This window comes from Paenibacillus pinihumi DSM 23905 = JCM 16419 (assembly GCF_000422505.1).
Lineage (GTDB): Bacteria > Bacillota > Bacilli > Paenibacillales > Paenibacillaceae > Paenibacillus_D > Paenibacillus_D pinihumi.
Map to the genome: position 1 here is coordinate 135,797 of NZ_KE383868.1, position 21,026 is coordinate 156,822.

Below are 21,026 nucleotides of genomic sequence, written 5' to 3' on the forward strand. Positions count from 1 at the left end.
TACAATTCTCCTTCAATTAATGAGAAGTGCTCAATTCAACCAGTAACGAATACCGGAAATGATCCGCAGTTACGATGCCCGGATGAATCGGATACTGAGGAGCCACATTCCGCCGCTGATAACGAGGAAATAGATCGGCATCGTCAAGAGCGAACCGTTATGCAGCACGCTCATGCCCCAGGTCGCCAGGCTGACCAGAATATAATAGCCCAGGCTGAATATCGCGCCTGCAGTACCGATCACATCCTGGAAGCCTGCAAGGGCAAGGCTTAGGCAGTTGGGCAGTGCCATGCCCGCTCCCATCAGCATGATGAAAACGGAAGCAAGGATGGTCAAGATACGGATCAGATCCGCTCCGGTTACCATACTGCTTGCGGCAGCTAACAACACAGCCCCTGAAGTCATGACAAGACAACCTGTATGGATGATTTTCTCCGGTGCATATACCGTTAATAGCCGCTTTGATGTCATAGCGCCAATAATCGAGGCCAATGCTACGATTATGCCAAGAAAACCGTAAATCCCCGGCGTAATCTGAAAGTATTCCATAAATATAAAAGGCGCTTCGGCATAATAGCTGAACAAAATACCGTTGATTCCGCCGATCAGCACTCCAAATACGAGTACGCGCGGCATTGAAGCCATTCTTTGAATGACAGGCCCAATAGCCGTCTTTTTTCGTGAAGAGACAGTTGTAGTTTCCGGCAGTCTCAAAAAAGCATACAAAAACAGCAAAATACCCATGACGACCAGTGTAAAGAACACGGCACGGAAGCCCAGTGCCTGATCCACCCAACCGCCAATGAGCGGCCCTACGGCAGGTGTAAATGCAATGACCGCGGAGATCTGGGCGAACATGGCATGACGCTTACTGCCGGTTACACTTTCCCGGAGTATAGTCTGGGTAATTACGGAACCGGTCGCCGCGCCGAAGGCTTGGATGAAGCGGCTGGCAAGCAGCAGCAGGATCGATTCGGAATAGAAGCACATCAAGCTTCCGATTCCATAGACGACAAGACCACATAGCATGGCAGGCCTGCGCCCGGTAAGATCAGACAGCCAACCCCAGCAGAATACACCCAGGGCGAATCCAACGAAATAAATGCTTAACGTTAATTGTACGGAGCTGTTTGAAGCCCCGAGCGCATGTGCGATATCAGGCAAGGACGGTGTGTAGATCGTCTCGCTGATTTGTGGAAATGCGACCAGAACGATCATCAACAACAAAGATGGTACTGCAAGTTTTTTCATATATAGTAGCCCTCCTACAAGCTATATCCTTGGTTTGTCACAACAAGAATAAGAGCCTAGCTAGGGAAACGGGGGCATCATGATAGCAATACGACCATAAATCATCATGTTACGGTTACCTTTCGAGATTTCATAATAAGTAGGAGGGATTACATCCGATACCAGCAGCATGCTGTCAATATTACGATGAAAGCAGTGCTCTCGGCAGGCGAACATATCCGGCTAAGACTACCATGTCCGGGTCATTATAGTCAAGAATCTCCGGGACAAAGAATAAAAATTCGGAAACGAAGCCATATTCCTATGATGAGGATACATACTGAATAGAAGATCGGAGACTCTATCGTGAATGACATCGAACTGCACGGAAATCTGCTGTATGAACCGGAGAGTCATCGCTGGTCGGGGACCGGTACCGGCTGGTGGCTGGAGCGAACGAAGGGCAATTCGGCCCAAATTACGTTTGAGGAGCCGGTCGCTTTTGACCCGAAAGGCCTCTTGAAGGGCTACAGTTTGTCCATTAGCACCATTAACGGAAACGGGGAATTCAAAGCTTCAGATGTGAACGACTCCGGGTTTCTGGTTCATTGGACAGGCGATCTCTCAGCATCTTGCATGGCATCCTTTATGGTAAAGGGCAGCAAGCAGTCCTTTGTGCCGAATGACCGTGCATTGAGCAATGAAGAAAGCATAGCAGATATTTATGCGGCAGGACTGCTATTTGATTATGAGGCCAAATATGGAGTGGTCACCGTTATGGGATCAGCCAGCATTTCCTCAACAGAACGCATCAGTATGAGCAAGGACGTTGTGCATCAGCATGCCCACAACTGCAAGTCGCAGCTTGACGAAGTATCGGGATCCCTTCAAAAAGAGCTGTTGAATGATCAGTTGGTAAAAATCGGGCATCGGCTTTCCCGCCATGACAGGATCGAAGAGCGAAGCACAAAATATTGGAATTCTGCCAAGAAATTCGGCGAGCTTTGGGGACAGTATTCTGTAAGCGAACAAGAGCGGGCTTTGGGAGGATGCTATGTTCCGATTTGTACCGGGGGAGGGCCGGGACTGATGCGTGCCGTGGCCGAAGGGGCGAGGGCGCAAAATGCCCATGTTATCGGGATCGACTGCCAATTCGGACTGGACAAGTTCTTCGATATGTCCGACAGCTACGCCATCTTTTCAAACCAGAGACTCAGGATGAACAACTTCTCGATCCGGGAAGGTGTGCTGATCAACTATTCCCACGTTATTCTTTTTTGGCCAGGCGGCTTCGGAACAACGTGGGAAGTATTTGAAACCTTGTCCAAGCTGTCCACAGGCCATTTGCGGCGACGCCGAACCAAAGCGATTTTTGTCCACTCCGAGTTTTGGAAGCCCATCTTAAAAGCCATCGATCATATGCGTGAATATGGCACAATTAACAGCTATGGGGACCGGATAAAAATTCCCGGCATAGATGATCAATATCCCGATGACGCCTATATTGCGGAAGTCGTGGATACACCGGAGGAAGCGTTTCAGAAGACCCGGGCCTTCGTGGAGGAGCTGTATCGCAAAAATCAGCTAACGCTGCGGGGCTAGACAGATTACCGCGGTACGAATACAGGCGAGCTGCACAAGGCTCAGGCCTTGGCATGGCCATTGCAGACTGGATACGAAAGCAGCAAGCGATATCACCTGTTGACATCGCTTGTTGTCGTCTCAGAAGCTGGTTTGCTGCATATTACGCAAGCAGGATGCTCATATTAATAAAAATGACCCAGCCAAAAAAAGGAATGAAACCGATATGGCGCCCAACCAACAACCGGATAATGTTGCCGGTATGCTCAATGAGAATTTGAATGAGAATCTAAAGCAATTTCAAGCTGTTTTTAAAAATTGTGCAGACATTCATTACCGTCAATTCGAGCTGAAAACCGGACAGCAAGGAGTGCTGATCTACTTAAGCGGAATGGTGGATACCGATGCCATCGATCTGGATATGACGAGGCAGCTCATCGAGTCCTGTATGACAGAAAATTCCACGAGTGCAGAAGATTCCGCAAGGCTGACGGAAAATCTGCAACATACAATTCAGTCAAAGCTGGGATTTACTTCACAAGTGAACTGGAACGATGATTTTTACTCTTCGGTTGAACAAATATTATCCGGTGACTATGCCTTGCTGCTGGATGGTATGGCGCAAGTTCTGACTATCAATGCGAAAGGCCTGGAAACAAGGGCTATTGAAGAACCGGCTACCGAGGCTGTAATCCGCGGACCGAGGGACGGCTTTCAAGAAAGCATAAGTACAAATATGAGTCTCATTCGCCGAAGATTAATGACCGCCCAGCTTAAAATGGAAATGGTGACAATCGGGCGTTTAACCAAAACTGAAATTGCAATTACTTATCTGGAGGGTAATGCAGGCGAGGATTTAATTGCCGAAGTGAAAAAAAGAATCGGACGTATCCAGATTGATGCGATTCTGGAAAGCTGCAATATCGAAGAATTAATCGAGGACAATTCTTTGTCTCCATTTCCACAAGTGATGGTGACTGAACGACCGGACAAGGTGGTCGGCAATTTGCTGGAGGGCAGGGTTGGGATCATTATCGACAACACCCCGTTTGTCATTGTGGTGCCTGGTACTTTCTTTCAAATGCTGCAATCTCCGGAAGACTATTATCAAAGGTATATAATTGCTTCGGCGATCCGTCTTTTGCGCTTGTTGTCGGTTGTTTCTTCGCTGCTCCTGCCTTCATTATATATTGCTTTAACGACTTATCATCATGAAATGATACCTACAATGCTGCTTATCAGTATTGCTTCATCCCGGGAAACCGTTCCTTTCCCCGCAGTTGTGGAAGCACTGGTCATGGAAGTCGCATTCGAAGGTTTGCGGGAAGCGGGGGTGCGTTTGCCCCGTCCGGTCGGACAAGCGGTGAGCATCGTAGGGGCATTGGTAATTGGTCAGGCTGCTGTAGCGGCAGGCATTGTGTCTTCCCCTCTTGTCATCGTGATTTCAATGACGGGGATTGCATCTTTCTTATTTCCAAGCTTCCAGCTAGGGCTGGCATTTCGTCTGCTAAGGTTCCCGATGATGATCGCAGCGGCTACGTTTGGCTTGTATGGCATCTTGATGCTGCTGTTGTTTATGCTGCTTCATATGCTGAGTCTCCAGTCATTTGGTACGCCTTATATGACACCGTTGGCGCCCTTCAGCCGGGGAGCGATTAAAGATGTGATTACGCGCGCCAACCGGAGGCTTATGCTGAAGCAAGGGCCGCATCCAAGCAAGGATCGTTCGTAATAAACGCTTCATAACGTCCTTTTTCGTCAGAGACAACCAAAAACTACAAGCACATAAGAGGTCTTGATGAGAAAACCACTAATCCTGTTACTCGCGCTGATCATATCCTTATTTCTAACCGGCTGCTGGAGCAGAGTCGAGTTAAATGATGTGGCTATTGTTACCGCGACGGCCTTGGACCGGGCCGAAAATAATAAGCTGCAAGTAAGTCTGCAGATTTTGAAGGTGAAAATGACCAAGGGCATAAGCGAAAAAGGAGGCGGAGGTGAAAATGCAACCCTTATTGTCTCTGAAAAAGGGGAAACGATTATGGAGGCTTATCAAGTCATCCAGAAAAAAATTCCCCGTATGGTGATCTTTTCGCATAATCGTGTCATTGTTGTGGGCGATCAGTTAGCCCGGGCAGGACTCTCACCGGTGCTTGATTTTTTTTCCCGGCATCGGGAAGCACGGGGGAACAGCTATTTGCTGGTGACTAAAGGGGAAGGGAAAGAAATTCTGAAGGCCCCCCCTAACTTTGAAATTTTTACGGCAGAGGAAATCAGGGAAGAAGAGAAGGCCCGGTACTTGGATAGTGTCACCTTCAGGGACTTCGTATTCCGGCTGCTGGAGAAAGGAATCGAACCCATATGCACACAGCTTCAAATCGTCCCTTTGTCCGGACAAAAAAATGATGCATCCGACAAGAAGGAGACAGGACTTGCTGTTGTTGGGGCAGGGATTTTCCACCACGACAAATTAATCGGATGGATGAAGCGGCAAGATTCCGAAGTATTGTTATGGCTAAAAAATCGAATGAAGAGATCGTCCATGACAGTTTCTATGCAGAACAAAGACGGCTCGACCGGCAAAGTTAGTGTTCAGCTCTCTAAAGCCAAGACCAGCATCAGACCCCGCATCCAAGGGGAGAAGATACAGTTTGATATTACGATGCATATGACGGGTGAATTATTTGAGAATACGACCAAGCTGAGTATCAAAGAGATTCAGAACCTGAATAAAATTCAGCAAGTTTTAGAGCAAGAGGTTAAGAAGAGGGTTACCTCGACCGTTAACAAGTTGAAGAAGCAATTTAAATCAGATGCTGTCGGTTTTGGCACAATTTTGCATCGGAAGTACAAAAAAGAATGGAATGAGACATACTCCAAGCGCTGGGATCAGGAGTTTCCAAAGATCGAAGTGACTACGGACGTTCAATTCAAGATTAACGGGACGGGACGAGTGAATGACTCTACGCTCTGGGAAGAGGAACAATTGGAAAAATAAAGCTGCAAAATTCATATAAGGAATAGGGATATACGATATGGATATCATTTCTAGGCACCAGCTGCTGGCCATTTCGATTATTTATCAAATTGGGACCACGATTATATTTGGTTTCGCCGCTGGCGCTGGCAAGGATTCCTGGCTGGCTGTTTTGATATCCACGATTCTGGGTACTACAGTTGTATCAATCTATGTCAGTATAACCGAGCTAAATCCGGGCCTGACCTACATCGAGTGCTATCCGAAGCAATTTGGCAAGTGGCTGGGTACGCCGCTGGCCTGGCTTCATCCTCTCTTGTTTATCTATATTGCCGGGAGGATTGTCGCAGATATCCATAGCCTCGTGCCCTCGACTATTTTGCCGGGTACGCCTCCATGGGCCATACTCATTGTATTCATGGTTGTGATCACATATGGATTGTTCCTGGGACTCCGGACAATGGGGAGGCTTGCAGAACTCATGCTGCCGATACTGGGCATCATATTTGCAGTCGAGGTTATATTAATTATCAGCTCCGGTGTTCTGGATGTTGATAATTTAAAGCCGATGCTTGATAAAGGATGGGACCGGATTTGGAAGGTCGTTTGGCCGCTTGGGATTATCCAGTCCTATGGGGAGTCTCTGGCACTGGCGTTAGTCTGGACTTCTGTGAAGCCGAAGGGAAAAGTTCCCAGAACGATGCTGCTCTCGACTGTGATGGCGGGCATTTTTATCGCATTTACCGATGCGATGGCAGTTTCAGCTTTTGGCGAAGAGATTTTCAAGCGGGCAACCTATCCGATGTATGCCTTGGTACAAGCCATATCGGTAGCGGATTTTATTACACAGCTTGATGCTACCGGGGTTCTCTATTTTTGCTTCATGGCTTTTTTGAAGACCTTTATCTATCTGTTTGCCACAGTCCGAAGCCTTCAAAAGCTGACGTACACGAAAAACTATCGCATATATATTTTGCCTGTTGTCATCATCGCTTTTGTGCTGGGTCTGACTATGGCACCGAATGTGATTGAGCATATTGCCGTCGTGGAGAAAGTAGTTCCGTACAGTCCGATTTATTTATCCTTGATGCTCTTTATCCCGATTATTCTAATGCTTGTATCCTGGATTCGCAAAAAAAATGCCAGCTAGCGAGGAGAGGGATTTCATGGCTAATTTTATATCTTTTTGGAAATCTCAGACAATGCTACAATATCCTTGGGCACAACCTGTAATTTTTATCGCCGCTGCACTTGCATTCTCGTTCATTAGCTGGTTCAGGAAGCCCCGTCCCGGGCAGCGGGAGGATTCAGAGGAATAGAGAAGTACACCAGAACATACATAATCATTATAAAAGGGAGGTTGTCTATGAAAAATGTGCTTAATTTTTTAGTGACCCTGCTTGTATTCTGGGCGGGAAATGAGTATTTTTCGCAGTATGTATCTGTGGCGGATACAAAAACTCTACTTATTGCTTCTGTTCTTATGTTTATCATCAGCTTCTTGTACGGCTTGGCACTGGTATTTTCCGTAATTCTCATTCCTTTGGGGATTGGCTGTTTGACGCTGCCTGCGCTCATGCTGGCGGCACTTGTGCTGACTCCGCTCAAGCTGTGGCTGCTTAACCAGTATTTGCCCGGGTTTGAAATCCACGGCTTCTGGACTTATGTGATTCTTACAATTGTATTGAGCATATTTACGGTGGAAGTGAAAAAGGACCGGCACTCACATGCATAGGGGAATCCTTAAACAGTGTAATGCTGCAGAGGGAGGGCTTCAGTATATCATCGAGTATGCCCCCAGATCAAAATCATTTGATCTGGGGGTTCGTTCTTTTATAAATTCTTTTGACGTCGCCGGTTATCTCCAAAATGTAATTTTATCAGTGCCTAAACGTACTGACTCATGTCCTGCTTCTTTGGCTTTTCCTAATGAAACAATCATTACTGGAGCATACCGCTCTTCATCCATGTCAAATGCTTTGGCTACCTGGTCAACTTCAAAGCCTGCCATCGGATTCGTATCATAACCGTGCGCACGGGCTACTAACATGAGCTGCATGGCAAAGAGACTGCTGTCAATTTTAGCAACTTCAACTTTTAATTCTTTTGATAGCGTAGGGAACATGGATAAAATTGCTCCGAGTTGACGATCCCTTACTTCAGCGGGCATTTTCCCTTGTTCAACAGCTGTATTATAAATTTCTTCAGCATATAAATAGCTCTCGGTATCACCAAAAATCAATAACATGGCTGATGATGTATCATTTTGCAATGTATTGAAGCGCACGAGAGGTCTCAGCTTTTCTTTTCCTTCCGGGGTATCCACCACAACTACACGCCAAGGCTGCATATTTGCAGAAGACGGAGCCAAGCTGGCTTCCGAAATCATCTGGCTTATTTCCTCTCTGGATATTTTAAAATTCTCATCATAGTTGCGGACAGAACGCCGTCCCTTGACGATATCGGCGAAATCATTATTTTGAGTATTGTTAAACATAAAACGGCTCCTTTTGATAACGTTAGATTTTTTTGACATTGTGCACGCCATTCGTTATCATAATCGTATTATGAACTATAAACTCAGGTTTATAGCAAGAGATAAAGAGGGCGTATTATGAAAATAAATGATGTTTCAAAATTAACTGGTTTGCCAATATCAACACTGAGATTCTATGAGCGTAAAAATCTGATTCCGGAAAATTTTGTTAAAAGGGATGAAAATAATTATCGTATTTATGCGGAAGAGATTGTGGATTTTCTAAATGATGTAAAAACGCTTTTATCTGTAAATTTTTCTATAGAAGAGCTAAGTTTGCTGGTCAGCCAACAACAATCATATGAGTTAAAGAAGAAAATTTTTGAATTGAAAATTAAAGAAATTGATGACATCCAGAATCAATTAAGTAAGTCGAAGAAATTCTTGAATGCAATCCTGGAAGGAAAAGCGAGTTTTCAAACGAAGTGCTAATTGGGTAGACAAAAGATGCGAAGAGAAAGTAAAAAAGTAAATTACAAAAGAACTATTTCCTTTTGTAATTTACTTTTGCACAAAACCCGTATTTTGTACATATGTCTATGACAAGCATTAATCCCTTATTGTCTATTGATTTGTATGGATTGTGTCTAACACCTTAGATTCAGAATAGAAAGTGTTCCATAAAGCGTTTGCCACACGTGGAATTGTAATCTTTCCCATAGCAACTATAATTTTGATTGATCTCTTTGAGCCAGCATTACCTAGAATCCTCTCAGACAGTATTGCAATCACCTCACGATCAGTATCACCTTCGCACACGATTAACAAATCTGCGGTAGTCGCATCGATAGCTTGAGTGGCCAATACCCCTATTGCACCTTCTTCGGCTGCCTTAAACCATCAGAATTCCGAAAAGAAGTGTTAGACTCACCTAAGTAATAGAAAACAGCGGCAGCTTGGACGAAAAAATAAAGTCCTAGACTGCCGCTGCTATGTTGAACGGTAACGTTACCCGTTAATTCAATTATTGATTATTCTATTGCCTTCATAACATCATTAGAATCACATACATACACACCAATATTACTCATTTCTTGGATACCCTTTTCGTACACTTGTGACATCGAATCTGCCACCATAACAACACGAAAATCACGTTCGCTTGCTTCATACATTGATGTTCGTGGGCAATTAGGAAAGTTACAGCCTGTAAATACAATAGTATCGATGTTACGCTCTATGAGGAAAGCTTCTAATTCAGTCTTATAAAAAGCACCCCAACGAGACTTATACATAACCCACTCGTTTTCTCCAACTGGCTGAAACTCCCCATTCATAAGCATTTCGGCATCCATAGGACTATAATTTAAAGAGCGGATTTCACTAACCAATTCAGCACCCTTCGAATACGGAGCAACAATCCCGGCGCCTTTCTCAACAAGTTCTTTTCTGCAAATATCGACGTTGGAGCCATCTTCTTTATATAAACGAATTACATGCACAATCGGGAGACCTTTATCACGATACTTCCCTAACAAGGACTTCATTTTCGGTAGCACTTCAAAAGTACCCTCGATTCGGGCAGGGGCGTTTGGCAAGGTAAAGTCATTTTGCGTATCTATGGTGACCAATACGGATGTGTTCCAATTTGGATTCGTATAACTCATGCTCAATCTCACCTCTCATAAATGGTAACACTCCACCAAATAAAGATAAAGATTTTTCCGAGAAAATTAACGCGCTTTTCTCACAAGCCAATTTGTTGAGCAAATCTGCCAGTTAGCTTAATGCTTTCTCCAGTCTAATACTTTATTTTTCAGTCTACAATTTTATTTTCACTTAACACTCCTAACGGTCTGTAACCTGTGCGCGGTTCGAGTTGTTCGAGGTTAAATAGCCTATTCAATAAGCGCTCGAAATCAAATCCCCGGCGCCTTCTATCGGCCCCATCAGAATTGGCATCTAAGTTAATGAGTTTTTCATACTCTTCTTTTATATAAACCAAATCTTTCTCCATTTTCTCCCCCTAAACCTGTCATAACCAAATCAATACATATAATATTAGTTTTCAGAATGAACGTCAGATGACGCCTCAATAAAGACATTTCTGCTTGAAGGGCCCCAATTTGCCCCCATATAACCTGTCATTCCTTCAAGATTAACAAAACAAGGAAGTACGGTATACAATACACCTGACACTGCATTAACCCTAAACGTGATATGAAATCTCATGTTTGAGTTATCGACTGGCGTGATCTGGGCCATATCCGGACGTATGGAGTTGGAAGACATAAGTGGTATGTAGAAAAATTATTATACATAACCACGTATGTGAAAACCCCAAATCATATGTTTGGGGTTTTCACATACGTGGTTAATTCGTTGAAACAATTAGTATCTTGCCTGCCAAATAGTGATACGATTTCCATCTGGGTCATATAACTCAAAATGCCAACCACATTCGCCTTCCTCAATAATTTCCTCAGTACGAACCCCCTGTTCGCTTAAATACATGTGATACCCTGTAATATCATCCGAAAAATAAGCAGTTCTAGGAAGTGCTTTACCGATCACCATGTTTTGAACTACGGGAGCGTCCGTCCTGAGCGATTGAAGGTCAGGTTGCAATATGGCATGCGTGTCAAACACAAGTTCTGTTTTAAAACCAAGCACTTCTTCATATTCATTTTTTAACCAGGTTTGATTTGGTGAGAAATTTCGTGTAGAGATAGGAAAACTCCCCTTCAAGTAGCGGTTTATTTATTAAACCTGTCTACTTGAAAGGAAGCATATCAAAATCGGTAGCCTGTTCCGTAATTTATAACAGCGGAGTTGCGAACTTTACCTCCGGAAAGCGTCTATCTGGTCCTCTTACTTATGTTCTATATTGGCGAGCACTCGCGCTACTGCGGCTAATGTCGCATGTACATCGGCTTCCGACGTGCGCCAGTTGACAACGCTGATTCGCATTGCACGCCGTCCTCTCCAAACTGTGCCGCTGAAAAATGCCGTTCCTTCCGTGTTGATAGCGGCAATCACAGATGTGGTCCGGGCGTCATGATCTGCTTCTGATGCATTGGGCTCTGGAGAAAGAAATCTAACCAGTGCTTGGTTCAGCGTGGGTGCGAAAATCAGTTCGGCTCCCTGTAACGCTGCGATACCGTTTGCAAGCGCGGCGGCATGGGCGCAACTCCGCTCAATGAGATCCGCCACGCCAGCTTTGCCAAGCTCACGCAATGCTGCATAAACTGCAAAGCCTCGTGCGCGTCGGGTCCAATCAGGCGTCCAGTTGATTTGATCGCGCGTTTCCTCGTCATGGGTCAGATAATTTGCGCTAATTCCCATTGCCGCGCGATGTGCATCGGAATCTGTTATTAAGGCAATTCCTATGTCCTTCGGTGTATTCAGCCACTTATGCGCATCTGTCGCCCATGAATGCGCAAGTTCGACTCCTGCCAGTTTGCTTTGATGTTGTCCACTTGCTCGCGCCCAAAGTCCAAACGCACCATCGATATGCACCCATGCCCCCGCTGCTCGTGCGATGGGGATGAGTTCGCTGAACGGATCGATTGCTGCTACGTTAAGATCCGCTGCGTCAAGAATAACAATCGTTGGGCTGTCAGAAGCTTTAAGCGCTGTGGACAACACATCTGCTGTGACACGAGCGTCTGCGTCGGTTGCGAGAGGCACCAAGGCAGCTGTTCCGATGCCGAGGAAGCGCAGTGCCCGTTCGATACTTCCATGGCGCTGTTCCGAGGCCAAAATACGTATTGCGGGAGCTCCAGTCAACCCGTTTAGCTCTACATTCCATCCCCTGTCCCGAAGGAGCGCATGCCGTGCTGCTGCGAGGCAGGTGAAGTGCGCCATCTGGCAGCCGGTGGTAAATGCAAATGATGCTGTGCTTGGCAGATCAAGCACCTCCTTAACCCATGCCCCGGCAACCTCTTCCACTACAGAAGAGGCTGGTCCGCAAGCATATAGAGCAGCGTTATTGTCCCAGGTGGAAGTGAGCCAATCAGCCGCAAGTGCAGAAGGCAGTGCGCCACCAATTACCCAAGCAAAAAAACGCCCCCCTGCGGAGCCCAAATGCCCTCCTTCGGTTGCAGCTACCAACTCGTCTATCACGCGTTCGGCGGGAATGCCATCATTGCTCAGGGGCAGGCCCAATCGACGCCGCAACGTAAATATGTCTGTAGTTGCGCTAACAGACTGCGTGTCCAGTCTGCTGAGAAAATCAACAGCGTGAATCTGGGTACGCTCAAGCAGAGAGCGGACATCCGACATTGCGGTTTCATTTTGAACACGAAAAGAACGTCCAGCAGCCGCATAATAGCCTCCCAACTCCGCAGTAACATCGATATTTATTATATCGTCCGGTTGAATGATCCGATCATCCGAAATTCCGGGGACAATTTCATTGTTAATACTAATACATGTGTTGCTAAAGAAATTATTAGTTTTCTTAGGTGAGGGTACCGCTCCATGCCCTTTCAGAAACTGTCCCCCAATATCATCCAGCTCTTTTATCGTAATTCCTACACGTGCGTGATGAATCATTTCATCAATCGTCAATGCAACGATTTTGCCAATTTTCTTCAGGCCATCAATATCGTTTTGATTTTTTTTTATCAAAAAAAAGCCTCCATTTCACGTATGATTTTTAGACAAATTTTATTTTAACACTACTATTCTTTTAAAATCTTGCTCATCAATTCGCATAACTCATCCTTACTTGTATTTCTTCAATAAATGTACATGGGCGAGAAAGGATTCGATCATCGTCATGCATAATGAGAGCCAACTATTATGTTACCGAAGTTCACTAATTCAAATTCGTATTTCTCCCATTATCCACTGAGTTTATCTATTTATTGGTCTTATTGATCGAACTAAATCATCGCTTTCCAAAGTTTTAAGTGTTCGTATTCTGTTACATAGAGTGATCTGTTTGTAATTTTGTTATCTTGCTGTTCAATTTCGAAATCCACACAGATGTACATCCATAGGGGTATACTAAAAACAGGAGGTGAGTCCACTTGTCCGATAATCAAGAAACAAATTTGGATCGCTGTTTGCAAGATGCAAGCCTTGAAAGTTCCATTCTCCCCCTCCCGGTCTCCGACGAACAATGGCAGGCGGTTTCGACTAACGATGCATCCTATGACGGAACCTTTTTTTATGCGGTGAGAACAACAGGTATTTTTTGTCGCCCTTCTTGCAAGTCAAGGCTGCCCAAAAGAGAAAACATTGGTTGCTTTGAACATGCCAATCAAGCAGTGGCCGCCCATTATCGTCCCTGCAAACGCTGCAATCCGACAGGACAGCGCTTGCCCGATGAGGAATGGATTGCACTGGTAACGGAATACGTTGACAACCACTATGGCGAGTCATTGACTTTGGAAACTCTTGCATACTTGAGTCATGGAACACCCTACCACTTGCATCGAACCTTTAAGAAGGTCACCGGATCGACACCGGTCGATTATATCCAGCACATTCGCATCGAACAAGCCAAACGGCTGTTGTCGACCTCCGATGACCCGGTATCACAGATCGGTGAATCGGTCGGATTGGCGAATACGCCCTACTTTATTACCTTGTTCAAAAAAAGGACGGGCCAAACCCCTGAAGTTTATCGTCGGCAGCAACAACATCAATAAGGAGGTCTCTTCCACATGACAACGAAAAACAGCAGCCCTATCTATTGGTCCCTGCTTATTTGCGAGGATTGGCACATTCATATCGCGGCAACGGATGACGGATTATGTTTTGTCGGTTCGCAAAATCATTCCTTTGAAGAATTGTTTACATGGGCGGCCAGTCGCCTGCCCGGGCGTGAGTTGGTACAGCATGATCAAAAACTTCAGCCTTATGCAGATGAACTCGCTGCCTATCTTCAAGGGCAACTTAATCAGTTCACGCTACCGATGACTTACAGCGGAACGCCTTTTCAGGAAGCGGTCTGGGAAGCATTGCGCGAAATTCCGTATGGACAGACCCGCTCGTATTCCGAGATTGCCGAGCACATTCAGAATCCGGCTGCGGTTCGGGCTGTTGGTTCTGCGATTGGAGCCAATCCCGTCCTCATTACAGTTCCCTGCCATCGGGTAATTAGCAAAAACGGTGCTTTGGCCGGCTATCGTGGCGGAGCGGAAATGAAAACCAGATTACTTGAACTGGAGCAACATGCATAAATGAGCAGAAAGGAGCAGTGCGACGTTGAACCTGCTGGAAACGGCTTTAACCGGTTTGAACTGGTCTGAGTTGCACCGGACACTTGATAAACAGGGCTTCGCCAAGCTCCCTCGCCTGCTGAGCGCGGATACTTGCCGCAAGCTTGTGCAAGAGTACGACAATGAGGATATTTATAGAAAGACCATTGATATGGCGCGTTATCGCTTTGGAATTGGAGAATATAAATATTATCAGGCTCCTCTTCCCGATGTTTTACAAGAGCTGCGCGAGGGGCTGTACCCGGAACTCGCCAAGGCGTGGGTACCGTTCATTCGGGAACCCGATACAGCATGGGCATTATCTTTCATGACGCCAAGTAGCGCTCGTACGATTGCGAGGGAGTGGTGATAGTGAAGATTGAATATACCAGCAAGATACCCAAATCCTTGCTGAATAAAGGCACCGGCTTTCTGTCCGGCTACAGCCATTCGTTAAATCCTTACACAGGTTGCAGCTTCGCCTGCTCCTATTGCTACGTGCGGCAAATGCCGGTGTCCACATTTCGCGGTGCCGAGTGGGGAACCTGGGTGGACGTCAAACAGGAAGCGGCAGCCCTTCTGAAAAAAGAATTGCTTCGCGCCAAAGCCAAGGGCCCAGTTACAATCTTCATGTCATCCAGCACAGATCCTTATCAACCCGTTGAATATAAGGAGCAAATAACCCGCTCCCTGCTGCAAGTGATGGTAGAGCATCCTCCCGATTTCCTGCTGGTTCAGACTCGAAGCCCGCTGGTCCGCCGGGATATCGATCTGCTGCAGGCTCTGGGGGACAAAGTACGGGTCAGCATGACCGTGGAAACCGATCGTGAGGACGTCCGTAAGCAGTTTGCTCCCCATTCGCCTCCTATTCCAGCAAGGCTCCAAACGTTGCGTTTGCTGGCTGAGGCCGGTATTCCTTCACAAGCTGCTATTGCTCCTATTTTGCCGAGCAGCCATCAATTTCCCGAGACGCTGCGCCCGCTGGTCAACCGCGTGTGCATCGATGATTATTTCATGGGAGATGGCAGTAACGGCAAACGGACGAAACGTCTGGGCTTACAGTCCCTTTACCAAATGGTCGGTCAGGAAGAATGGTACCATCCTGCCGCTTATCTCCGGGTATACGACAACATGAAACGGCTTTTTTCAGAAGATGAACTATTCATCAGTCAAAAAGGGTTCGAACCATGAGTCTGTCAAAGTACCATGCTCCCCATATAATGTGTCCGGAATAGCCAAAAGGCTGGGGCGATTGTTTCCCAGCCTTTTGGCTATTTCTGTTTCATTCCATGAATCCTGCGTTTGGTCTCAGGATAGTTCACTATGTTTACAATATTGCCTGGAGGGTCTATACCAGGGAAGCATATCAAAATCGGTAGCCTGTTCCGTAATTTATTACAGCGGAGTTACGAACTTCACCTCCGGAAAGCGACGATCTGGTCCTTTCATTAAGGTTCCGCCTTGATTTTTCAGATACATATCGAAGAAATCCAGCATATAGGCGTTGATAACGGAGTTCGCTCTTTCGGGAGCAATCTTTCCTGTAATCCCCAGCATTTTAAAAATCGGAGAAATGAACTGGACGTCGGCAAAATTCAAATGCTCCGTATTTTTGATATAGAGGAATTGCCCCCCTTCATCGACCGTTTCGCGCATCCGTTCAAGCTCCAACTTTTTATCTTCCGTTCCTTGATCCATCCACTCTCTTGTTGAGCCTATACGGTTAAGCTCTGCATCCGTGTAGACCCGGTTATCCATCACCATTTTTAATTTTTCGAATTCACTTTCCGATTTGATGAACAAAAACGGCTTTCGCAGCCCCTCTCTGTCACGCAGCCGGTAAAGCCCTCCATCAAGGTCTATTCCAACTGCGATTCGCGGATCGTAAGAAGCGTCATAGGCCGTCGCTCCGCCTATGGAATGACCGAACACCCCGACATGCCCGAGATCAATCCTCCCTTTTAGATGACTTGGAATCTGCCCCGATTGGAGGAGCTCGAATTGGTCCAGCGCTAACGCCACATCACCGGTTAAAACGTTTCCCAGCTTGTCGCGATTACCGCGTTCCGTCCGGTAATCATGGTCGGGCGAGAATAAGTCGTTGGTTGTGCTGGTCGTGATTCGGCCGTCCGGGAACACAGTTGCAAATGTATTGTAGGTGTGGTCGATCACTGCCACGATATATCCGTGACTCGCGAGATTTTCGGCTTGCGACGTGTGGAGGAACCTCGAAGAGCCGAAGCCGGGATTCGCCAGGATCAGCGGGTATGAAGTTTGTGCCGAAGAGACTTCGGCCCCCGAATAAGCATGACTGGATACGTACTTCAAGTGCCCAAAAGTAAACCCGGGAAGGCCATAGTTCGCGGCCATATAACGTAAAACCGGGGTATCGGGAATAAAGCGAGCGTATTTGCCGGTGCCAGCTTGAGCCGGATACCATACCTGAACCATCAATTCTCTCTTGCCCTCTCTGGCTTCGTCGAAAATCTCTTCCCTACTTGGATCCACGAAATGAAAAGTTTGCGTTCCTACCTTAAATTCGCCTGTCGGTTCAGGTAGTTTAAATACAGGAAAAGTATACATGAGACCCCCTGTTACAACCAGCATTATCGCTATAGCGGTATAAATTGAACCCAACATGAATCGTGGGATCTTTATTTGGCCGATTTTTTTAAAATAGCTATAACTTGAATTGGCTAAAAAAATGATCGTTATGCAATATGGGAAAAATAGCTGAATTCTGTATCCTTCCACCGTCCAATGAATGACCAGTAAAAGTGTGGAAATCCCGCTTGCGATGAATACTGGACTTCTACGCCGTCCTTTTTTTAATAGGACTGTTAATGCAAACAACCCGATGTTTGACAAAAAAAGCAACAGTTCAAACAGCCTCATCTCGATTCTCCTTATAAAAAATTTCTATTCTCGTTTGTTCAAATCTTATCCTGCCAGTCTGTCCTAAGCCATCGATTTTCCTTACATCTACCTTACAATTTTGTCATTCAATCTTGCGGTATTGGAGGACTCGTAAAACGGTTTCTTTTCAGCTTGAAAGAGTGCCGCTTAATTTCCTTCCATAAGTTCTGACTCAAATACAAAAAAGCCTGACACATCAGACTTTTGTCAAAAATATATGCAGGTAACTTTGTGTCATTAGACATCCGTTAGCTGAGCGGATTTCCAGCAATGCAAAACAAGCGATGGATCGTCCACCGCCGTGCTATCGTCTTCACCTCAGATCGTTAGATCATTTTCTGATTTTATATGAATAGCTTCTTGTAAAAGTCTTTGGAGAACAGCGGCAAAAACGGCGATCACCATAGAGGCGAAAATAATGGCCAATCCGATTGGCATGAAACTTGGAGGATCAATTCTCTTAGCCATGAGATAGTAAAGTGGCATACCTAGCAGGTACAAGGTACTGATTGTGATGGCACAGTATTTTATATTCTTTAAACCCTTTACGGATAATTCCGAGAACGCTTGATTCTTATCAATATAACTTAAAAGTTTAAAAGCTTGATACAAAGCAAAATAAAAAGGTATCGCTGCCGTGTACATATCGATTAAAACGAGAGATTTCATATAAGCAATATCTGGATACAATTCTCCAGCAAAATCCCCTATCTTAGGCACCAAAAATATGCACAATGCAAGAACTGGGATTCCAATAAGAATATCAGCTATCTTCAAAAAGAGTGTTGTTCCCCGTTTCATAAAGAGCACCTCGATAATTTAATTATAAAATGACTATAACACGTTATTTATTGTTTTACAATAAATTAGTATCATTATTCATTATATTATTGTTGTTAGTAGAATTTCCTTTTTATTTTAAGAAATAGCTTTGAAGAGAAATGAAAGTGAAGTAGCTAATCGATAATGACCGGGCTACTGCACTTTTCTTGTTGAGCTAAGCAGCTATTTTTGTAAGCTCCATGAATCGACCCTAAGCTTATGCTTGTGATACTTTTCTAATTGCATCTTATCGAACATCTACTCTACTCCGCGATTAGCTCACCCAGCCAGCCGAACATGAGCCCGAGCAAATCGTTCGGACCCGGCGTATCCGGGTAAAGAACCAGTCCGATGGACAACCCCGCGGTCAAGACGGTCAGGACGGCAAAGGCTTTCTTCTCCTTCCCCGTAGTGGCCCGAATACCTAACTCATAACAGCTTAGCAGAACGGCGGCTACGATGATTGAGGCGATGGCAGCCAGCCTCATTTCCCCTTCACTCCTTCCTTGGGGATTCCAATCGGAGCGTTGGACATCCCCGATCTGCGAATCGTGCAATCGGCAGACACCTGAATGGTAATCGTCGGGAGCACTTCTTGCCATTGGTTCTGCAGCTTTCTCCATTCTGCCGGCTGCTTCCGCCTCAGCAGATCGTGAAAGTCGAACAGATCGGTCTTGCAATTCCGAAGCACGGCCTTCATTGTCTGCTTCACCTGCTGCTCGATGCTTTTGTTGAGCTCCTCCTCTACCCTCTCCAGTACATCCGTATTCATCAGATTAAGCACCGTCCCGTTCTGAATCACATTGGTCTGCGCCTTGATCCGGAACTCGATGATGCGCTCCTGCCCCTGGAACCGCGGCTGCATCACCGTGTGCACCTTCAATAGATAGAACGAAATCCAGCCTCCCGTTTTACGGATCGGTACGGTGATCATCCTGGAATCCTCGATATTTCGGATCCACGGCACGGGGTAGACCTGTTGGGCGGACAAATCCCCCGACTGCTTATATCCACGTACCACCACAGCGCCATTAACGGATATCCCTTGAGTCTGCCCTTCCTTGTCCGGCTGCGCCTTCGTCACCTCGATCCGGGGAATCTGAATGCCGCCCAAGCCCTGGCTGGAAGCGATGATAATGTGTTTCAGCGTGACTCCTCTTACCTCCCGATGTTGTACCGCCATCTCTCTCAGAATTTCCGCGGAGCTGCGTTCATTGGGCGCGGTGAGTCCCAAGACCAGCTTGGGGTCCCCTTTTGTGGCAAATACATAAGTACGCAGTCTCGTGCCCGGATGACTGGTGAAGAAATCCACCTCCTCGCGGAAGCCCTGCTTAACGATCCGCTCCCCGAGAATCAATACACGGTTGTGCGCCAAAAAAAGCTGGTTGGACAGTTTCAGCTGCAGTTTGGAGAGCGCATCGGCCATATTGATGCCGATGGCTGACTGAACCAGATTTTTTCCCGGATTGGCCTCTCCTGGCTGACCGCCTCCCGTCTGCATCGGGAGCGGAATCTGCACGGAGAGTTCCACTTGCCCAGACTCCGTCCGCTCGATGCCGATGCCTGAGATAAAACTCATCTCATTAATCTCCCTCTTCCCCCAGCAGCCGGTAAGACAGGTTTGAAGGCTGATGAGCAGAAGAACCGCTCCAACCGTTTTCTTACTTGCCATCAGACGGCTCATCCCTGCTTCCTCCAATTCTTTCTGGCTTTGACGACTATGAGCATGACGAGAGGCAGCAAGGTCTGAAAAGTGACTAGGTAAAAAGGGTCCAGCTTTTGGAGATAGTACACAAGCATCGACGCGTTCTTGATTGACCAGTAGTTAAAGACAATATGGAGACCTGCCAGCGGCAGCACAATCGGCCGGTAATCCTTCAGCTTAAAGGTCTGGGCGGTTCCTAGCACCACGCCATAAAAGAAGACGGAAATTTTCACAAAAGCCCCGACCACCCAGATCATCATTACGAAGGCTTCCAGATGCTCCAGGAAGTTTGAAATGCTGATATATTCAATAAAGGTCATGACCGGATAGCCAAAGCTGCCCGAGACCGGGCCGAACAAGGATATTACGAAGATGTTCACGATGACCATGCTAAGCATAACAGCGCCCAAACTGATCGCAGACCACTTACCGGCCTTGCCATCTCTCACGAATGGAAGCAGAAACGTTAACAAGAAAAACTCCGAAAACCACGTGGCCGGCGGGATAGCCCCTTTCAACGAAGGCAAGAGTCCATCCTCAAACACAGGCAGCATAAAGGTCAGATTCATCTCCGGAATGACAAAGAAAAGCAGCAGAAACAGGAGCGAGAGAATAACCGGCAGCACGATCTGCGAGATCCTCCCGAGTACTTCGATGCCGCCCCTGACGGCAAAAGCACACAGCAGCATCATGCCCGCTACGATCACCATCTCTGGAGTGTTGTAGAGAAACTTGCTAACCACCAACTCCACAAATTCGCGCAAAATGATGCTGTTCACATGCAAGTAAAACAACACATACACGCCCGCTATAACCCTCCCGAGCACCGGTCCGCAGACGGTTATACAAATTTGCACATAAGTCTGGCCCGGATATTCCCGGGATAGCCGGAAAACCAGAAGCAGGGTGAAGGCGCCGATGAAGGAGGCCCAGATCGGGGAAATCCACATATCCTGCTGGGCAAAGGTATACATCAAGGCAGGCGGTCCCAGGATCGCGGTGGCCATGATGGCAAAATACAGCATCGCGGCCATCTGTACAGAAGATATGGTCCCCTTTTTCGGCATAGACGTCCTACTCTCCGATCAGTCGTGTGATGTGGCGAAT

21 protein-coding genes and 1 pseudogene are annotated in these 21,026 nt (G+C 46.4%); 10 read left to right on the top strand and 12 right to left on the bottom strand.

Features of this window, described 5'->3' with window-relative positions; all coding sequences use genetic code 11:
* Positions 1–69: 69 nt before the first annotated feature.
* A complete protein-coding gene (locus H583_RS0128215) occupies positions 70–1,251 on the bottom strand; it encodes a multidrug effflux MFS transporter (protein ID WP_028563409.1) in 1,182 nt (393 codons plus the stop codon).
* Between the two features lie 345 nt (positions 1,252–1,596).
* On the opposite strand from H583_RS0128215, the gene H583_RS0128220 reads away from it, so the two are divergent.
* From H583_RS0128220 to H583_RS0128245, 5 genes are all read left to right on the top strand, one after another.
* Positions 1,597–2,832, top strand: a complete 1,236-nt coding sequence (locus tag H583_RS0128220; protein WP_028563410.1) for an LOG family protein — start codon at positions 1,597–1,599, stop codon at positions 2,830–2,832.
* Between the two features lie 205 nt (positions 2,833–3,037).
* Positions 3,038–4,543 carry a spore germination protein gene (locus H583_RS34595; RefSeq protein ID WP_051237161.1) on the top strand — a complete coding sequence of 502 codons (1,506 nt, stop codon included), beginning with the start codon at positions 3,038–3,040 and terminating at the stop codon, positions 4,541–4,543.
* A 66-nt stretch (positions 4,544–4,609) separates the two neighbouring features.
* Entirely contained in the window at positions 4,610–5,809 is a 1,200-nt protein-coding gene (locus H583_RS0128230) for a Ger(x)C family spore germination protein (RefSeq protein ID WP_028563411.1), read from the top strand.
* Positions 5,810–5,846: 37 nt separating this feature from the next.
* Positions 5,847–6,938 (top strand): GerAB/ArcD/ProY family transporter, encoded by a 1,092-nt coding sequence (locus H583_RS0128235; RefSeq protein WP_028563412.1) that lies wholly within the window; start codon positions 5,847–5,849, stop codon positions 6,936–6,938.
* A gap of 216 nt (positions 6,939–7,154) precedes the next feature.
* A complete protein-coding gene (locus tag H583_RS0128245) occupies positions 7,155–7,523 on the top strand; it encodes a phage holin family protein (protein ID WP_028563413.1) in 369 nt (122 codons plus the stop codon).
* A 123-nt stretch (positions 7,524–7,646) separates the two neighbouring features.
* Here H583_RS0128245 and H583_RS0128250 read toward each other — a convergent pair whose 3' ends face one another.
* On the bottom strand, positions 7,647–8,285 hold the full coding sequence (locus H583_RS0128250; protein WP_028563414.1) for a nitroreductase family protein: 639 nt from the start codon (positions 8,283–8,285) through the stop codon (positions 7,647–7,649).
* A 117-nt stretch (positions 8,286–8,402) separates the two neighbouring features.
* Between H583_RS0128250 and H583_RS0128255 the strand changes: the two genes are divergently transcribed.
* On the top strand, positions 8,403–8,756 hold the full coding sequence (locus tag H583_RS0128255) for a helix-turn-helix domain-containing protein (protein WP_028563415.1): 354 nt from the start codon (positions 8,403–8,405) through the stop codon (positions 8,754–8,756).
* Between the two features lie 132 nt (positions 8,757–8,888).
* Here the strand turns inward: H583_RS0128255 and H583_RS38215 are convergent, their stop codons facing one another.
* The 5 genes from H583_RS38215 to H583_RS0128280 form a co-directional block, all read right to left on the bottom strand.
* Positions 8,889–9,128 carry a TOPRIM nucleotidyl transferase/hydrolase domain-containing protein gene (locus H583_RS38215; RefSeq protein WP_028563416.1) on the bottom strand — a complete coding sequence of 80 codons (240 nt, stop codon included), beginning with the start codon at positions 9,126–9,128 and terminating at the stop codon, positions 8,889–8,891.
* Between the two features lie 167 nt (positions 9,129–9,295).
* The gene (locus tag H583_RS0128265) at positions 9,296–9,931 is read right to left on the bottom strand and encodes a cysteine hydrolase family protein (RefSeq protein ID WP_036711357.1); all 636 of its coding nucleotides are present in this window, start codon (positions 9,929–9,931) and stop codon (positions 9,296–9,298) included.
* Positions 9,932–10,080: 149 nt separating this feature from the next.
* Positions 10,081–10,281: a hypothetical protein gene (locus H583_RS0128270; protein WP_028563418.1), complete on the bottom strand. Its 201-nt coding sequence runs from the start codon at positions 10,279–10,281 to the stop codon at positions 10,081–10,083.
* Positions 10,282–10,655: 374 nt separating this feature from the next.
* Positions 10,656–11,012 carry a VOC family protein gene (locus H583_RS0128275; protein ID WP_054706387.1) on the bottom strand — a complete coding sequence of 119 codons (357 nt, stop codon included), beginning with the start codon at positions 11,010–11,012 and terminating at the stop codon, positions 10,656–10,658.
* Between the two features lie 123 nt (positions 11,013–11,135).
* Positions 11,136–12,896 (bottom strand): pyridoxal-dependent decarboxylase, encoded by a 1,761-nt coding sequence (locus H583_RS0128280; RefSeq protein ID WP_081667638.1) that lies wholly within the window; start codon positions 12,894–12,896, stop codon positions 11,136–11,138.
* A 428-nt stretch (positions 12,897–13,324) separates the two neighbouring features.
* Between H583_RS0128280 and H583_RS0128285 the strand changes: the two genes are divergently transcribed.
* From H583_RS0128285 to H583_RS0128300, 4 genes and pseudogenes are all read left to right on the top strand, one after another.
* Entirely contained in the window at positions 13,325–13,924 is a 600-nt protein-coding gene (locus tag H583_RS0128285) for a bifunctional transcriptional activator/DNA repair enzyme AdaA (RefSeq protein WP_281170152.1), read from the top strand.
* Positions 13,925–13,939: 15 nt separating this feature from the next.
* The gene (locus tag H583_RS0128290) at positions 13,940–14,458 is read left to right on the top strand and encodes a methylated-DNA--[protein]-cysteine S-methyltransferase (RefSeq protein ID WP_028563422.1); all 519 of its coding nucleotides are present in this window, start codon (positions 13,940–13,942) and stop codon (positions 14,456–14,458) included.
* Between the two features lie 31 nt (positions 14,459–14,489).
* A pseudogene (locus H583_RS0128295) lies at positions 14,490–14,756 on the top strand (2OG-Fe(II) oxygenase); the annotation flags it as partial.
* A 92-nt stretch (positions 14,757–14,848) separates the two neighbouring features.
* Positions 14,849–15,667: an SPL family radical SAM protein gene (locus H583_RS0128300; RefSeq protein WP_028563424.1), complete on the top strand. Its 819-nt coding sequence runs from the start codon at positions 14,849–14,851 to the stop codon at positions 15,665–15,667.
* A 204-nt stretch (positions 15,668–15,871) separates the two neighbouring features.
* Here H583_RS0128300 and H583_RS0128305 read toward each other — a convergent pair whose 3' ends face one another.
* The 5 genes from H583_RS0128305 to H583_RS0128325 all read right to left on the bottom strand — a co-directional run bounded on the left by H583_RS0128305 (position 15,872) and on the right by H583_RS0128325 (position 20,986).
* Positions 15,872–17,371: an alpha/beta hydrolase family protein gene (locus tag H583_RS0128305; protein WP_028563425.1), complete on the bottom strand. Its 1,500-nt coding sequence runs from the start codon at positions 17,369–17,371 to the stop codon at positions 15,872–15,874.
* A gap of 339 nt (positions 17,372–17,710) precedes the next feature.
* A complete protein-coding gene (locus H583_RS0128310) occupies positions 17,711–18,193 on the bottom strand; it encodes a DUF2975 domain-containing protein (RefSeq protein ID WP_028563426.1) in 483 nt (160 codons plus the stop codon).
* Positions 18,194–18,477: 284 nt separating this feature from the next.
* A complete protein-coding gene (locus tag H583_RS0128315) occupies positions 18,478–18,702 on the bottom strand; it encodes a hypothetical protein (RefSeq protein ID WP_028563427.1) in 225 nt (74 codons plus the stop codon).
* On the bottom strand, positions 18,699–19,898 hold the full coding sequence (locus tag H583_RS0128320; protein ID WP_028563428.1) for a Ger(x)C family spore germination protein: 1,200 nt from the start codon (positions 19,896–19,898) through the stop codon (positions 18,699–18,701). Before H583_RS0128320 ends, H583_RS0128315 begins: the two co-directional genes overlap by 4 nt.
* The gene (locus tag H583_RS0128325; protein ID WP_028563429.1) at positions 19,895–20,986 is read right to left on the bottom strand and encodes a GerAB/ArcD/ProY family transporter; all 1,092 of its coding nucleotides are present in this window, start codon (positions 20,984–20,986) and stop codon (positions 19,895–19,897) included. The genes H583_RS0128320 and H583_RS0128325 overlap by 4 nt, the downstream gene beginning before the upstream one ends.
* Positions 20,987–21,026 lie beyond the last annotated feature (40 nt).

Bases quoted from the DNA above. Each gene is read 5' to 3' on its own strand.
- H583_RS0128290 (WP_028563422.1), top strand. From the start codon at position 13,940: ATGACAACGAAAAACAGCAGCCCTATCTATTGGTCCCTGCTTATTTGC.
- H583_RS0128265 (WP_036711357.1), bottom strand. From the start codon at position 9,931: ATGAGTTATACGAATCCAAATTGGAACACATCCGTATTGGTCACCATA.
- H583_RS0128235 (WP_028563412.1), top strand. From the start codon at position 5,847: ATGGATATCATTTCTAGGCACCAGCTGCTGGCCATTTCGATTATTTAT.
- H583_RS0128215 (WP_028563409.1), bottom strand. From the start codon at position 1,251: ATGAAAAAACTTGCAGTACCATCTTTGTTGTTGATGATCGTTCTGGTC.
- H583_RS0128250 (WP_028563414.1), bottom strand. From the start codon at position 8,285: ATGTTTAACAATACTCAAAATAATGATTTCGCCGATATCGTCAAGGGA.
- H583_RS0128310 (WP_028563426.1), bottom strand. From the start codon at position 18,193: ATGAAACGGGGAACAACACTCTTTTTGAAGATAGCTGATATTCTTATT.
- H583_RS0128270 (WP_028563418.1), bottom strand. From the start codon at position 10,281: ATGGAGAAAGATTTGGTTTATATAAAAGAAGAGTATGAAAAACTCATT.
- H583_RS0128245 (WP_028563413.1), top strand. From the start codon at position 7,155: ATGAAAAATGTGCTTAATTTTTTAGTGACCCTGCTTGTATTCTGGGCG.
- H583_RS0128320 (WP_028563428.1), bottom strand. From the start codon at position 19,898: ATGAGCCGTCTGATGGCAAGTAAGAAAACGGTTGGAGCGGTTCTTCTG.
- H583_RS0128305 (WP_028563425.1), bottom strand. From the start codon at position 17,371: ATGAGGCTGTTTGAACTGTTGCTTTTTTTGTCAAACATCGGGTTGTTT.
- H583_RS0128230 (WP_028563411.1), top strand. From the start codon at position 4,610: ATGAGAAAACCACTAATCCTGTTACTCGCGCTGATCATATCCTTATTT.
- H583_RS0128315 (WP_028563427.1), bottom strand. From the start codon at position 18,702: ATGAGGCTGGCTGCCATCGCCTCAATCATCGTAGCCGCCGTTCTGCTA.
- H583_RS34595 (WP_051237161.1), top strand. From the start codon at position 3,038: ATGGCGCCCAACCAACAACCGGATAATGTTGCCGGTATGCTCAATGAG.
- H583_RS0128255 (WP_028563415.1), top strand. From the start codon at position 8,403: ATGAAAATAAATGATGTTTCAAAATTAACTGGTTTGCCAATATCAACA.
- H583_RS0128325 (WP_028563429.1), bottom strand. From the start codon at position 20,986: ATGCCGAAAAAGGGGACCATATCTTCTGTACAGATGGCCGCGATGCTG.